This window comes from Paenibacillus sp. LjRoot56 (genome assembly GCF_964253335.1).
Classification (GTDB): domain Bacteria; phylum Bacillota; class Bacilli; order Paenibacillales; family NBRC-103111; genus Paenibacillus_E; species Paenibacillus_E allorhizoplanae.
Genome location: NZ_CAXURV020000002.1, coordinates 1226378 through 1240708, shown reverse-complemented (window position 1 = coordinate 1240708; position 14331 = coordinate 1226378). Strand labels below are relative to the sequence as shown.

Sequence of the window (14331 nt, the reverse complement as noted above, 5' to 3'; positions counted from 1 at the left end):
CTAGGTACTTGTATTAGAAGATTTAACTTGTAAGAGTTCGTTATTCTTACGTTGCAGTTCATGGATGATGGCATTCGTGTTGTTCAAGTTTTTTTGTGCCGAACGCGTAGCGTTTAGCAGGCTAATCCCAAATTGTTTCTCAAATTCGGGCACGCTGTTTCCAGTAAGTTTAAACACGAGCAAACTCTTCGTTTGTTGAACATTGTTATATGCATCGCTCTCACTCTTAATGATGGATTTAAGATCATCTGAATGACTCACTGTTTCTAAAAGCTTTAGTGCCATTTGGATGGATTCATTATATTGTTTCATTAATTCTTCAAAATCCATATTTAATTGATTCACAAATTCATTACTATTCGTTAAATTGGCATACTGCTGAAGTTGTTGTGAGAAAGTTAGTAAGGCGGTATCCGTATCCTTTAGCCATTGATAGACATTTATCAAGTTTTCTAACTCTTGTTTGGCAGGATTTATTGGGTTGGCTGAGGCTAATTGAGGCATTGTCACGTTCACACTGTACGTAGTAGGATTCCACGTCACGAGAACCCCAAGTTGTCGTAACATGGACAAGGGTATAACGGTGTGATCTTTATATATCATTGCGGGTAGTTCATCGACTTTTAAACTTTGTCCAGCGGATGTTACTTGTACGATAGGATTTCCTTCGAAATCTCCATTTAAAGTGGCAGCTCCCGCTACGCCAACTGGGAGAGATAGTACTAGTAAAGATAGTATAAACCTTTTCATTGTGCACCTCGTTAGGAATTTGTTTGACTGCTACTTACATTCCACATTTACAACATGCTCTCCTTCTGCTAGGATTGATTCTCCCTTCCATTTTATGCTATAATCAAAAACAAGAACATACATTCTCTATATTTCACATTCATCCTACAGTCAGAAAAGAAGGGCAGCCATGAAAGATCAACCTGTATTTGAGAATCTACGTGACAAGTATGCCGATGAAGACCGCGCCAAGCTTGTGATGTTGCAGTTACGAACATTAATGGGACAGAAGCAGAAGAAGAAATGGTATCAGAAATGGAAAACGCCGACAAAGACGAAGCCAACGAATTGGAACAACTAGAACGCCCCTGCCAGCGTATAGATTGGGACAATAAAATAGAGACTCTCCTCCGTAGCTAGCTACGTGGAGAGCCTCTTCACTTTTATCGGTTTCTTTTGCGTGAATAATATAAGACTCCTAAGTAATGAGCCCCTGTGAACAAGGTGAGTATACCGAAGAACAATAAGAAACCGCCGTTACGATCACGGAAAAACAATTGCACAACGAACAACGCAAGGGAGATTTCGCTCCAGAGAAGTGTTCTTTTCTTAAGTTGTGTCAAATCGGCTGTGGATTTGCTTATTTTGCGAAGATTCATGTAAGTCAGGCCAGCGAGTACGATAACACCAATAACGATCACGAGAATATAACTTGAATTGCCTGACATGTGACTCCCCCTAATTCTAGTAGATATTATATCTAAGATACATGGATTAGGACGGAATGTCTATTTGAAAATGTCATTTCAAAGAACGAGATTAGCTTCTCCAGTTGAACAACCGTCTACTAAACTCAGCGAGGTGCCCATTTCATGTCTACTTTAACATTCAAGCCATTAGAGACGTCCGACATTCCTTTTCTGATGGATATTTACAATCATTTTGTTATTCATTCTACTTATTCTTTCCATACAGAGCCTGTTGCATTACCCGAGTTCACAGAAAGTGTCGTTCACACTAATCCCCGTTATCAAACGTATGTCATTCTGCAAAATGAGAAGCTGCAAGGTTATGTTCAAGTTATGCCCCATAAGAAAAAACAAGCCTATGATACAACTGGCGAAGTGACCATCTATCTTCATCCAACATGCGTCGGCAAAGGGATCGGATCTGCCTCTATTCAATATGTAGAAGAGATCGCGAAGGAGCGCGGCTTTCATTCCTTAATTGCAACTGTTTGTGCAGATAATTCAGCTAGCATCCATATGTTCACCCGAAATGGCTACAAACAATGCGCACACTACCGTGAGGTTGGCTTCAAATGGGGTCAATTTTTAGATATTGTTACGTTTCAAAAAATTATTTCTTAGTCCGCCCCACCTGTTATACGACTTATCTCTAGAACAATCTATTTCCGTTATTTGCACGGGATAATTTCGCATCCCCTTACAAAACCTAGAGCATAGTCATATTGCTCGGAGGGGATTGCCATGACCAAACGGCTTTGGTCCTTAAGCATCGTTTGTCTGCTTGTAACTAGCTGCGGTGCGCCTTTAACGAAGCCTTTTCAAGATCAGAGCTCAACCCAACATTCCACTCCACATGTTACTCAGACATCCCTGGAGGCTAGTAGGGACTTCGCGGAGTCCCCGTTCGTTACAGACGCTTCTGATTCCAAGCGATTGAGCATGTTGCCACCCGCGAGCACGCCCTCTGCTTCTGCTTGGCCAACAGCACCTACACGAGCTCCAAGCCCTACATTTGCGCCAAGTCCTACGTCGACGCCCAGCTTGAAGCCTAAGATCAGCCCGAAAAGGTCAGTATCACAATCTGAGGCCTCTAAGCGACCTTCTTTGCCCGTTCAAAAAAATCAAGGCCAAGTAAGAATTTCTCAGAAAAAACTTACACTCTCACAGCTCGTTGTTAAATACCCCGACACGTTCAAGCTCCGCGGCTCCAGCCAGGAGAAGAAAGTGGCCTTAACCTTTGATGATGGACCCGATACACGGTTTACGCCAAAAGTCCTTGATGCCTTAAAAGCAAATCAAGTGAAAGCAACATTTTTCGTACTTGGTGCTATGGCTAACACACATCCCGACGTCATCAAGCGAATCGCGAATGAAGGGCATGTCATCGGCAACCACTCATACAGCCATGAGAATCTACCGAAGCTCTCTGTGGATAAATTTCAAAACCAGATTGAGAGTACAGAAACTATTTTGCAGAACCTCATTGGCTACGCCCCTAGGTTAATCCGTCCTCCTTATGGCGCAATTAATGAAGAACAGGTCAAATGGATTGCGAATCATCACTATTTAATTGTGAACTGGAATGTCGATTCCCTCGACTGGAAATCACTGAATTCCGATCAAGTCCTTCACAATATCATGCAGCAAACGAAGCCGGGGTCCATTATTCTTCAACATTCTGGAGGCGCGGACAGCCAAGACCTGTCAGGCACTGTGCAAGCAATTGGACCGTTAATTGCTAAGCTTAAAGCAGCCGGCTACACGTTCGTCACAGTTCCTGAGCTGCTGCACGTAACCAAAAGCAAATAATGCAAAAAGCAGCCTTACCTGAACTGCACCCCAATTGTTAGACACCATCTAACAATTGGAGGTGCAGTTCACAGCAGACTGCTTTTTTCTTATGCGCATATAACGTCAATTACTCGCCCACCTGAGCGGTAGGCATAGCTGATTTACAATCGGCACAATAGCCAAATATTTCAAACCGATGGCTTTGAATCTCAAAGCTCTCCGGCAAATCCTTTACAAGCTTCATCGGACAGAACTCAAACGTCACAGTCTTCTCACAACTGACACAAATCATGTGATGATGATGATGGGACAAACAGCTCGCTTTGAACTTCAAGCCATCCGCCAAATGAAATTGCTCCAGAACACCCATCTCGCTCAACAATCGGAGATTACGATACACCGTATCGAAGCTTACGCCTGGATATTTCATTTTCATATGCTCATAAACATCCTTCGGCGATAAGTAACTGCCCGATTCTGCGAATAAGGTCGCTAAGCTTCTGCGTTGTTCTGTAATACGCCAGCCCTTCTGCGACATCGCTCTTAGCATCTCATCGATCGTATCCGTATGCGTACTCACTTGCATTACCCCTCTGTGTTGAAATGTTCTCCTATTATAGTGCAGCAAATAGGCCACTTGCGTCAAGTGTAGAACGATGACGGAAATTGTATGCACTGGATTTAGCCAAGAACTTGCCATTAAGCTGTTTATCTTCTATGCATCCGACATCGCTTCTAATTTCAGCAATTCTGTGCGAATGACATCCTTGGCAAAGTTCTCCCCAATGAAGACTGCTACGTCAGGCACATCGCCTTTTGGCGTTATTTTCACAAAATCCATTTCTCTATAGGCGTATTGGAATAAGAACCGACTCGATGTATCCGAGAAGCTAAGAATTCCTTTGGCACGATACACTTCCTGAGGAAGTTGGCTCACGAATTGTTCAAATGCGTTACTATCCACGGCCCGTTCAAAAAAATGGGTATATGCCATTACATGGTTATGCGAATGATGATGCTCGTGGCTATGCGGAGCTGCCTCTTCGTTCGATTCTACCGGCATAGACGACCCGTCAGAACCCTCTGTATGCATGTCTTCAATTAGCTTAATATCGATCTGACTGAACACAGTATAATGCAAATCCGCATAAGGATTCCATTCCCGTACGAGATCATGCACTTCTTGAAGCGCCGACTCCTGCAGCAAGTCCGTCTTATTAAGCAGGAGCAAGTTCGCACAACGAATTTGATCCCGCATAAGCCGGTAGGTTTTGCCGCGACTTGTTCGATTTAATTCAAGCAGCTGTGGGGCATCCACAACCGTGATAATGGCTGAAAGCTCTATTGGAAGTATGAGCGAAGCGTCCGTTATCTCATCAATAATTTCCATAGGGTTCGCAATCCCCGTCGATTCAACGAAAATTATATCTGGCTGCTCCCCTGTCACTAATTCGTTCAATGCTGTGGCAAGATCACCGCGACTCGAACAGCAAATGCATCCGCCAAGCAGTTCCGACATGGGGACTTCATTGGCGATTAACTGTCCATCCAAATTCACTTCGCCTATTTCATTCATGATCACAGCCGGCTTTCGGCCCGCTTCGGTGAAATAATCGATAGCTTTGGTAAGTAAAGTCGTTTTACCGCTCCCCAGAAATCCAGATAACACATAGACATGAACACGTTTGCTGACCATTCGTACTGCTCCCCCTTTGTCGTGAGGCTTATACGCCCACTACTCTGTCTTCACTTCAAATTTCGTAGCCAAGATAGGCCATTTCCCAACGATACCAGCTAAAAAAGGAAATAATTTCGCCCACAATAAACTTGTACTTGGATCTGCTGGTTTCAACGGAAGCTCTATGCGTTCGTACAGGATTTTCGCTGCTTCTTGGACAAGCTCAAGCGCCAAATCTGCTGGAGCCGCCCTGGCTATTGCCTCTAATCTAGGGAGATAATGCTCTACAATCGCTTCCGATAGTCGATGCTCCGCTAAGTTGTCTGAAGCCATCACTTCGCCCATACCCAAGCTGACTAGGCGTGCTGTTTCTTCCTCAAAAGCGTGCGGGATACAGTAAATCTCCAGCGCCAAAGCCGCTATGTAAATGTCTCTTAACAGTTCATCTTCTTTGGCCATCGTTAAGACAGGTTGTGGTAGATAGGCAATGATAGCAGGCTTCAACGTGTCCCAGCTATTTTCTATACTTTTCATCGTAAACTGCATCATCGCTGCCGCCAGCTCCACAGGTGTAATTTGTTTCTTCTCTAACTCTTGCATAGGTGTTACCCCTCTTCTCTATCATTACTTGTAAACTGGAGCGTCAGCTCAATAATTTCCGCTTGGCTGCCCAATCGTATCGGCGGTCCCCATGTACCGAAGCCCGAGGACACCAGCGCATGTAAATTCCCTTTGCGTAAATAGCCCCAATCTAGTTCAAAGATCCGTCTAGTGAACAAATGGTTCGGCGCTATTTGACCACGGTGTGTATGACCTGACAAATTCACATCAACGCCCGCGGCGGCCGCTACATCTAACTGGTACGGTTGATGGTCCATAACGATAATCGGCTGCGTAAGGTCTAGTCCCTCCATCAAGGAGACTAACGATTTACGTCCCCCAGCGGCATGTTCCGCTGATTTATCTTTACGCCCCACTATAAATAAGCGTTCTTGGACATGGATGACTTCATCCATCAGCACACGAATGCCGATTTGTTCCATTTGTTCCACGAAGGCTGGAATATGTCCGCCATAGTATTCATGGTTGCCAAGCACAGCATACACGCCTAACGGTGCCTGCAACTCTCGCATGGTCTGCCCCATTTGATAACGAATAAAAGGTTTAATATCATCATCAATGACATCACCCGGCAGCAGAATCAGATCAGGTTTCATCCCATTCACATGCTTGACAAGCTTGCGCAAATGGCGGTTGCCGACGACGGCACCTAAATGAATATCTGAAGCGACTGCGATCCGAAGCTGTTTCCAGTCCCCCGCTTGCTTAGGAATCGTAATCTCATATTTGCGGATAACCGGTGTTCGCGCCAGATAAGAGCCTGCTAGGAGGAGAATAAGTACAATGGCTATAACGATCCACCCCAGGATAGGCACATAACTAGCTGACGAAACAGACGCACCATTAAGCACACCAATCGCCACATCCGTGACCGGCAAAATAAGAACACCGAATTGGATGAGAGCCAACCAGTAGGAACCCATGATGTTAAGCAGTCGTGTTAACGTTGGAGGCAGCACCTTCGTTCCAAACCGTCCGATGACATAGGAGAACGCAACGATCCAAAACACAGGCCAATACAACCAGGGATGAAATGAAGCACCTAATAGATACGATAAAAAAACCTTCAAGTGCCAGCCTATATAGCCGTTGATCGCCGCTACAATAGCAAGTATAATCGTGACCCTAAGCAACATACCATTTCTCATGTTTCTTGACGCTCCTATTCTCTACTACCCTCTACCGTTTAAAGCAAAAGACTGATCGGCTCTATACATAGCTCATCATCATTCCGCACATTCCCCACGCGGCTAGACACCGGGTACGCCATCATAAGCTCCGAAGGATATGGCTGCAGAAGTGGACGAAGTTGATCCACATTCTTCCTACTGCGATCTAACCAAACAGCTTCCTTCTCCCGGGGCAAAATGACTGGCATACGCTCATGAATATCCTTCATCATCTCGTTCGATTCCGTTGTAATGACCGTACAAGTTGAGATACGCACACCTTCGGGCGATGTCCATGTATCGTAAAGCCCTGCCATACTGAACAGTTCCTTGCTGCGCAACATGATGCGCATGGGCTGCTTATGCTTGCCGCTTCCTTTCCAGTCATAGAAAGAATCTGCTGGGATCAGGCAGCGTTTACGTTCAAATGGCTTGCGGAAGGCAGGCTTGTCCGCCAAGGTTTCGGAGCGCGCATTAAGCATCTGATAGCCAATTTTCTCATCTTTGGCCCATTCTGGAATCAGCCCCCAGCGCAGTTCACCTAGCTTATTTCGCTGCCCGTCATGGACGATCGCCATCACCTGCTGTCCGGGCGCAACATTATATTTAGGGCTATATCTCGGCATAAAAGTATCGTACATATCGTAACGCAGCATCAATTCCTCTAACGTTACAGTGATCGTGTAGCGTCCGCACATAGGTTAACATCCTTCTCCTTCACACCGTTATCCCATTCCCCTTTCTCCATTATGGAAAAAAGATAGGCTTACGTCAATTCGTACAGCCCGAAGAACTGTTCTTCTTCATGCTGTACGAAGGGGCGCTAGCGATATATTCAGGCAGATTCACGATTTCTTCTTCGTTTCCTTCTCTAACACACTCACACGCGGATCCGTTCCATAAATGGTTGTAACCAGACTGTCGGCATATCGACCGATTCGCGCACCAATTTCCGCACGCATATAGTCCCTCGTCATCGTAAATCGATCTTCATGCTCACGGCACCGATACCGGTAACGGATCATCTGATCGTCTTTCTCCTCTTCCGCGACATGCATGTCATTCTCGAGCATATGACGCTTCACTTTGGCTAAATCGGCGTGCATATTCTTGGCCAGCACCTGGGCTACCTTTGAATAGAGTGTCCTTAGCATCTCGGAGGAACGCTCCACTTCACGCGCCCTTCGTACAATAATCGTATGCATGAGCGGCAGAAGCACAGATTCTCGTATAATATTAATGTCATCCGCTGTCGGGCGCTTCGTAGGAACCGGTTTGTCATGACGCTGGCTTTGAGCTGCTTCCCGGTGCTGGGGCAGCATCATGCGGCTTGACTCCCATAAACCGTTATTCTGCAATTTTTTGCTCATTTATAATGACCTCCGATTTTGAGCGAGCGAACCTTCGCTTGGCCAGCTGTCGTCAAGGAGGACGCGCGAACAATCGCCGCATTGCCGAACCGATCCTTAATGCTATCCGTTACCTTCTCCAATTCACGTGCCTTCACCTGATCTTCAAAAAGGGTGAGCTGATACGTTTTATCGTCCACAAACTGGCTTAACATAACACCTGCACGACGAACTGGCATCGTGTCCCAGAATTTATAGAAAAGCTGCTTCACAGCTTGGAAAACAGTGCCAGTATGATTCGTCGGGTCTGGCATCTTCATCTGGCGCGAGAAACCTGTCGGCGCATCAAAGGGACTGCACATACAGCTGACCGTCACGATAGAGGCCATATAGCCTTTGCGCCGGCAATCCCGGCACACCTCCTCCGTCAGCTCCATGAGTATCGTATTCACCTCTGACGATTCTGCATAGTCCCTCGGCAGCGTCATCATATGACCGATCGACTTCGGAGGCGTATCGAACGTGCCCGGCGTGACTGGACTGTCATCCAGTCCGTTTGCCGTTCGCCACATCACCTCGGCGTGAATGTCGGACTGCTTGCCGAAACGCGCGCGAAACTTCTGCTTCAGCTGCGGCAGTGGCGTTCGTGCCACGTCGCCGATCGTATACATGCCCAACTTGGCAAAATGGGCCGTCATCCGCGAACCCACACCGAACATTTTACTGACAGGTTCCTTCCACAAGTGCTCCTCGATAGCGGATGGCAGCAGTGTGAAAATGCCGGTTGCATTCTTTTTGGCCCAAATATCTGTCGCGATTTTCGCTAGGATTTTATTCGAGCTAATTCCCACACGGAGCTTAACCCCCGTTTGTTTGAGCACCTTATACTGCAGACTCATCGCAACCTTCTCCGCGTCTCCAAAGAGCGGCAGGCTCCCTGTGACATCTAAGAACTGCTCATCGATGCTGAAAATTTCAACGAGATCCGTAAATTCCTGATAAATGCTCGTAATCATCAGCGATACATCAATGTAATGCTGCATCCTCGGCCGCATAACAATTAACTCAGGGCACTTCTTGAGCGCTTCACCCAACCGTTCCGCCGTCGATACACCATATCCTTTGGCAACAGGGCAGGCAGCTAAAATAATACCTGATCTTAACGCAGGGTCTCCTGCTACGGCAACCGGCTTATTATCTAGACCTGGATGATCGGCCTTCTCTACACTTGCGTAGAAGCTCTGACAATCAGCCAGGAAGATCGTTCGTTCCCCACCCTTGTTCCCCTTACTCATCGCAATTCCCCCCGCATATTCATCAGCATAGTCATAAGCTCAGCCTTGACCAAACTACGCAGCATCGTGAAATGATGAATGTAACCACGAACTTTGTATTCGACTTGAATCCCTAAAGCATTCATTTCCGTGTGAATCACCTTAATCTCTCGCTGCTTCATCTTACTTTTCAACTGCTGTAATTCTGGATAAATCCCCATCTCAACCTCTCTGAGATAGAAAAGAATATGATTATAAACAATTTTATCTTTATAAACCTTAAGCTCCTCCATATCTCTTGCTAGCATATCAAGCAAAATCGGCAACAGTGTGTATTCCTTAATCATTTGAACATCCTCTTCTGTCTCTACTCTTGATGAACCACTCATGTTCTCACCACCATATGCGAACATATATTCGTTTTTCCATATTATATACCGAACACGTATTCGTTATGCAAGTGGTTTTTTGGATATTTTTTCACCAATAAAAGGATGAACTACAGTTAATTTCAATTACTCTACCTAATTTTTACCTATTTATTGAAATCTTCAGGCAGATGTCCAAGCGTTCAGTGTAAATGAATTTCAGCTTAATATGCTTGTACTCGTGTCTCCCCCCTGGATAAAATGTACCCATATGAAAAAGGACCTTACGGAGTTTACCCAAAAGCCCTTTCGCAGCTATTCGGTTAGATTGTGGTGAGCGTAGCCATTACACCAAATATCACAGCTTTATGCCACTCCCCGCTACGCCCACATCAGCATAGGAAAAACGCCACAAACAGAGCATCTCACGCTCCATATGTGGCGTTTTCATCATCCAGCTATCGAAATATAGACCATAATCGAATCAAGTGAAACGTGTTGTTCGGATCAATCTTTTGCGCGAGGATAAACGTTAAAATCTGATGCGTTTGGTTCCCACTTAGCTTCTCTCCAAAAATGCCCGCAGCGAGACCGATTAGGCGCGTAACCTTCGCCGTGTTTTGTAAATCTGCCTTCGTGACGCCTTGCAGGAGCATTTTGATGCGTTCCTTTACCTCAGGGTTTTTCATCTTGAACTTTACACGCTCCACGAGCGCAGGATCGATGCCATATTGCTGATAACTCATACCCGCACCTCCGATACCCGTCATGCTCCTATCTTATGAGTGAATGTAGGCAAACTTGACTGAGGCGGATGCATATAAGAAAAACCTATGAGGTTAGTTTTAAACGGTACAAGATATTTACAGCAAAATGATCGCTACTCGGGTGCTTTTCCTGCTGTACACGCAGCGCGCGAATCCGGGGCCGCGGTGAGGCACCTAAACATGGTGGCGGTGGTCATATAAAATGGAAAAGGTACAGTTAATTTCGAGCTATTTATCAAAAAATAACAATTAACTGGATTTCATACATGTATTCTGCTCAAATATACGAAGAACTTCTAAAATCATTGATTTTACCTACATAATATCCATCTAATCTTCAATTATGAAAGATTCTCGAGAAAATAGCTGGAGTTTTTCCCGTTAAATTGTTCAGGTGGAGGTGCACGGCAGGCCAGGCGGGGCTTGAGACTCCCGGAGGTTCGGGGATTAGCGGATCTGGGCTCTCGGTTCTGGGTTAACTCTCCCACCAAACATCAAAAAAAACAGCCACCGTTCCCGGCAGCTGTCCCCTTCACTTACATATACATGGCGATGAAAATAACGCAAATGCAATTTAACGCAATGAGCAGCGGAAAGCCCACAACAAACGAAGTATGCTTCGTTTTGTGACGCCACATGCGCATGCCGAGCCAACCGCCTATCCCACCGCCGAGAGCAGCGAGTAGGAACAGGCGTTTTTCCGGTACACGGCGTCCGCCTTTTTTGGCTTGTCCTTTGTCATGTCCCATCTCAATAAACGTAATGATATTCATCAATAATAAATAAATAAGAAAATAAGTCACGGCTGTACACCTTCATTCCCCTAAAATAGTGCAACTACTCCTATCTTAAAAGGGAACTCGCTAGGGGTCAACTTGTGTCGCAGTCCATAATCTACTAATCTAGCACTTCGCTGTCAAAAATATGAGCCCGCTCCAAATACGCCCTCAGCGGCATGAACGAAGCCCCCGTCCAGAAGGACGAGTCGCCGACCAACTCGGCTGCATCATCTCGCGCCTGCTCCATGATTTCGAAATCCGCCATCATATCGGCGATGCGGAACTCCGGCAGCCCGCTCTGCTTCGTGCCGAAGAAATCCCCCGGCCCGCGCAGCTCGAGATCGCGCCGGGCAATCTCGAAGCCGTCGGTAGTCTCCGTCATCGCCTTCATGCGCTCCTTGCCGACCTCCGTCTTCGGGTCGGCGATGAGCACACAGAAAGACTGGTGCTCGCCCCGCCCGACCCGGCCGCGCAGCTGGTGCAGCTGCGACAGCCCGAAGCGGTCAGCGTCGTAGATCACCATGAGCGTGGCGTTCGGCACGTCCACGCCTACCTCGATCACCGTGGTCGACACGAGCGCCTCCACGTTACCTTCCTTAAAGGCGCGCATGATCGCTTCCTTCTCCTGCGCGCTCATACGCCCATGCAGCAAGCCGATCCGCATCTGCGGAAAATGCTGCTGCAACTGAATATGGACGTCGATTGCATTCTGCACGTCCAGCTTGTCCGACTCCTCGATGAGCGGACAAATCACATAAGCTTGCCGGCCTGCGGCCACCTCTCGCTGAATAAAGCCGAGCACACGCTCCAGCATCGCATGCTGAACCGCGTACGTCTTGATCGGCTTACGTCCCTTCGGCAGCTCGCGCAGCGTTGAGACGTCCATGTCTCCGAACGCCGTAATGGCGAGCGTGCGCGGGATCGGCGTCGCCGTCATCGTCAACACGTCTGGATTCATCCCTTTGCGCCGCAGGATGCTGCGCTGGTTCACCCCAAAGCGATGCTGCTCGTCCGTCACAACTAGACCTAGCTGGCGGAAATACACATCCTCTTGAATCAGCGCATGCGTCCCGACCAACACATGGATCAAGCCCATCTGTAAAGAGGCCAGCAGATCCCGTCGCTGGCGGTCTGTTGAGCTTCCGGTCAGCAAAGCGACCTGCAGCCCATAAGGCTCGAACAACGTGCTGAGCGAGCGATTATGCTGCTCAGCGAGAATCTCCGTCGGCACCATCAACGCGCCTTGGTAGCCGGCCTTCACCGTCGCGTACAGCCCGATAGCCGCGACGATCGTCTTCCCCGCACCGACATCGCCCTGCAGCAGTCGGTTCATCGCGTAGGGCTCCTGCATGTCGTGCAGGAGCTCACCAACGACCTTCTTCTGCGACTCCGTCAGCTGGAAGGGGAGCGCGCGCACGAAGGCGCGTACAGCAGGCAGATCGACCTGCTGCTTCAACCCATCCGTGCGGCTGCGCGTCACGGCCCGGTAAGCCTGGAGCTTGAGCTGGAAGAGGAACAGCTCCTCATACACCATGCGCCTGCGCGCCTGCTTGCCCTCCTCCACGCCGCTCGGCGTGTGGATGACAGCCAGCGCCTTGCTGCGCGGCATAAACCCATACCTGCCGGTAATGACCGCCGGCAGCACTTCACTGATCAAAGCGCTGTACTGCGTCAGCGCCTGCCCAATCACTTTACGCATCCATTTCTGCGTAATCGAGCCCGCAACCGAATACACCGGCTGGATCGTGCCGCTATTCGAATCCCCTTGTCCGGGGAACTCCGAATCGGACACACTCATTTGCCGCCGTTTGGCGTCCCACTTGCCAGTCAGGAGTATCTCCTGTTGCGGCCGCAAGCGATCCTTCAGAAAATGGCGGTTAAACCACACCGCCGTCAGCAAGAAATCATCGACCATCACCTTGCAGGATAGGCGAGATTTGCCGCTGTAGCGCTGCAGGACCGGCTCGCCGATGATATAGCCTTTCACAGTGACACGATCGCCATCCTTAACACTAGCTAAATCGCGAACTGTGTAATCCTCGTAACGAAATGGCACATATTCGAGTAAATCCATAACTGTAAAAACGCCCATGGCGTTTAGCTCAAGTGCTTTTTGAGCGCCAACTCCATGGACTTCACGTACTTCAACTTGATTTAAATCCATCTCTTACACCGTACCTACGAAGGCTGCAATGGTACCTGGTCCAGCGTGTGCGCCAATAACAGGACCTAAAGTGATATATTCCACGTGCTCCACAGCGAACCGCTGCACGATGGCCCCTCGCAGCTGCTCCGCACCTTCCAAATTATTAGCATGAGCAATATGCAGCGTGCGGATCGTCTTGTCGGACAAATCCGCAGCTAACAACTCAAGAATGCGTGCAATCGCTTTTTTGTTACCACGAACTTTATCAATAACCGTCACTTCACCTGCATGATCTAAAGAAAGAATCGGCTTAATGTTTAATAAGGAACCGAACAAGGCCGAAGCCTTGCCAATTCTACCGCCTTTCTGAAGAAACTCAAGCGTGTCTACAAGGAAATAAATATAATATTGCGCTCTCATTGTCTCAATAAGCTTTAGGATCTCGTCCACACTTTTCCCAGCTCGAGCCGCTTCGGCAGCAGCTACAACAAGCGCACCTATCCCATACGAGGCCGAACAAGAATCAATGACGTGAACCCTGCCGACTTGATCTCCCTCAAGCATTGAAGCAGCCAATTCAGCCGTCCTGTACGTTCCACTCAACACGGAAGCCAAATGAATCGAGATCACCTCGGCATCAGGTTCCTCCAACAAGCTTTGATAGAAGTTCAGAAACTCACCAGGTGAAGGCGTTGACGTTGTTGGGAAGTGTGAGGATGACGTCAGCTTCGTATAGAAATCCTCAGATTGCAGCGTCACCGCGTCCAAATACTGTTCTTCGCCAAAATTAATTTTGAGCGGCACCATTTCGATGTTCAACGCTTCTCTGACAGCCAATGGAATATCGGCCGTGCTATCCGTTACAATACGAATATTTGTCACAGGGCTCACTCCAATCACGAATTTACACT

Annotated in this window: 17 protein-coding genes; 3 read left to right on the top strand and 14 right to left on the bottom strand. The window is 47.7% G+C overall.

What is annotated here, in order from left to right:
* A complete protein-coding gene (locus ACSQ8O_RS17995) occupies window positions 1-750 on the bottom strand; it encodes a hypothetical protein (protein ID WP_436242759.1) in 750 nt (249 codons plus the stop codon).
* Between the two features lie 169 nt (window positions 751-919).
* Between ACSQ8O_RS17995 and ACSQ8O_RS17990 the strand changes: the two genes are divergently transcribed.
* The gene (locus ACSQ8O_RS17990; RefSeq protein ID WP_436242758.1) at window positions 920-1090 is read left to right on the top strand and encodes a hypothetical protein; all 171 of its coding nucleotides are present in this window, start codon (window positions 920-922) and stop codon (window positions 1088-1090) included.
* 82 nt (window positions 1091-1172) lie between these two features.
* On the opposite strand, the gene ACSQ8O_RS17985 is transcribed toward ACSQ8O_RS17990, so the two are convergent.
* On the bottom strand, window positions 1173-1457 hold the full coding sequence (locus ACSQ8O_RS17985; RefSeq protein ID WP_056624777.1) for a hypothetical protein: 285 nt from the start codon (window positions 1455-1457) through the stop codon (window positions 1173-1175).
* Window positions 1458-1601: 144 nt separating this feature from the next.
* Here ACSQ8O_RS17985 and ACSQ8O_RS17980 point away from each other — a divergent pair, with 144 nt between their 5' ends.
* Both ACSQ8O_RS17980 and ACSQ8O_RS17975 read left to right on the top strand, forming a co-directional pair.
* Window positions 1602-2099, top strand: coding sequence for an N-acetyltransferase family protein (locus ACSQ8O_RS17980; protein WP_436242757.1), 498 nt, complete (start codon window positions 1602-1604; stop codon window positions 2097-2099).
* Between the two features lie 120 nt (window positions 2100-2219).
* A complete protein-coding gene (locus tag ACSQ8O_RS17975) occupies window positions 2220-3287 on the top strand; it encodes a polysaccharide deacetylase family protein (RefSeq protein WP_436242756.1) in 1068 nt (355 codons plus the stop codon).
* Window positions 3288-3396: 109 nt separating this feature from the next.
* Here ACSQ8O_RS17975 and ACSQ8O_RS17970 read toward each other — a convergent pair whose 3' ends face one another.
* From ACSQ8O_RS17970 to ACSQ8O_RS17915, 12 genes are all read right to left on the bottom strand, one after another.
* Complete coding sequence (locus ACSQ8O_RS17970) at window positions 3397-3855, bottom strand: Fur family transcriptional regulator (protein ID WP_056612313.1); 459 nt, start codon at window positions 3853-3855, stop codon at window positions 3397-3399.
* Between the two features lie 129 nt (window positions 3856-3984).
* The gene (locus tag ACSQ8O_RS17965; RefSeq protein ID WP_436242755.1) at window positions 3985-4965 is read right to left on the bottom strand and encodes a CobW family GTP-binding protein; all 981 of its coding nucleotides are present in this window, start codon (window positions 4963-4965) and stop codon (window positions 3985-3987) included.
* A 39-nt stretch (window positions 4966-5004) separates the two neighbouring features.
* The gene (locus ACSQ8O_RS17960; RefSeq protein ID WP_436242754.1) at window positions 5005-5547 is read right to left on the bottom strand and encodes a hypothetical protein; all 543 of its coding nucleotides are present in this window, start codon (window positions 5545-5547) and stop codon (window positions 5005-5007) included.
* Between the two features lie 5 nt (window positions 5548-5552).
* Complete coding sequence (locus ACSQ8O_RS17955) at window positions 5553-6716, bottom strand: metallophosphoesterase (RefSeq protein WP_436242753.1); 1164 nt, start codon at window positions 6714-6716, stop codon at window positions 5553-5555.
* Window positions 6717-6754: 38 nt separating this feature from the next.
* Complete coding sequence (locus ACSQ8O_RS17950) at window positions 6755-7435, bottom strand: SOS response-associated peptidase (protein WP_436242752.1); 681 nt, start codon at window positions 7433-7435, stop codon at window positions 6755-6757.
* Between the two features lie 147 nt (window positions 7436-7582).
* The gene (locus ACSQ8O_RS17945; RefSeq protein WP_216626293.1) at window positions 7583-8107 is read right to left on the bottom strand and encodes a hypothetical protein; all 525 of its coding nucleotides are present in this window, start codon (window positions 8105-8107) and stop codon (window positions 7583-7585) included.
* Complete coding sequence (locus ACSQ8O_RS17940; protein ID WP_436242751.1) at window positions 8104-9381, bottom strand: DNA polymerase IV; 1278 nt, start codon at window positions 9379-9381, stop codon at window positions 8104-8106. Before ACSQ8O_RS17940 ends, ACSQ8O_RS17945 begins: the two co-directional genes overlap by 4 nt.
* Window positions 9378-9749, bottom strand: a complete 372-nt coding sequence (locus ACSQ8O_RS17935) for a hypothetical protein (RefSeq protein ID WP_063795520.1) — start codon at window positions 9747-9749, stop codon at window positions 9378-9380. The genes ACSQ8O_RS17940 and ACSQ8O_RS17935 overlap by 4 nt, the downstream gene beginning before the upstream one ends.
* Before the next feature lie 437 nt (window positions 9750-10186).
* The gene (locus ACSQ8O_RS17930) at window positions 10187-10474 is read right to left on the bottom strand and encodes a stage VI sporulation protein F (protein ID WP_171635563.1); all 288 of its coding nucleotides are present in this window, start codon (window positions 10472-10474) and stop codon (window positions 10187-10189) included.
* Window positions 10475-11031: 557 nt separating this feature from the next.
* Entirely contained in the window at window positions 11032-11298 is a 267-nt protein-coding gene (locus ACSQ8O_RS17925; protein ID WP_236287748.1) for a DUF1294 domain-containing protein, read from the bottom strand.
* A gap of 94 nt (window positions 11299-11392) precedes the next feature.
* Window positions 11393-13438 carry an ATP-dependent DNA helicase RecG gene (gene recG, locus ACSQ8O_RS17920; RefSeq protein ID WP_436242750.1) on the bottom strand — a complete coding sequence of 682 codons (2046 nt, stop codon included), beginning with the start codon at window positions 13436-13438 and terminating at the stop codon, window positions 11393-11395.
* A 3-nt stretch (window positions 13439-13441) separates the two neighbouring features.
* Window positions 13442-14302 carry a DegV family protein gene (locus tag ACSQ8O_RS17915; protein ID WP_436242749.1) on the bottom strand — a complete coding sequence of 287 codons (861 nt, stop codon included), beginning with the start codon at window positions 14300-14302 and terminating at the stop codon, window positions 13442-13444.
* Window positions 14303-14331: the final 29 nt, after the last annotated feature.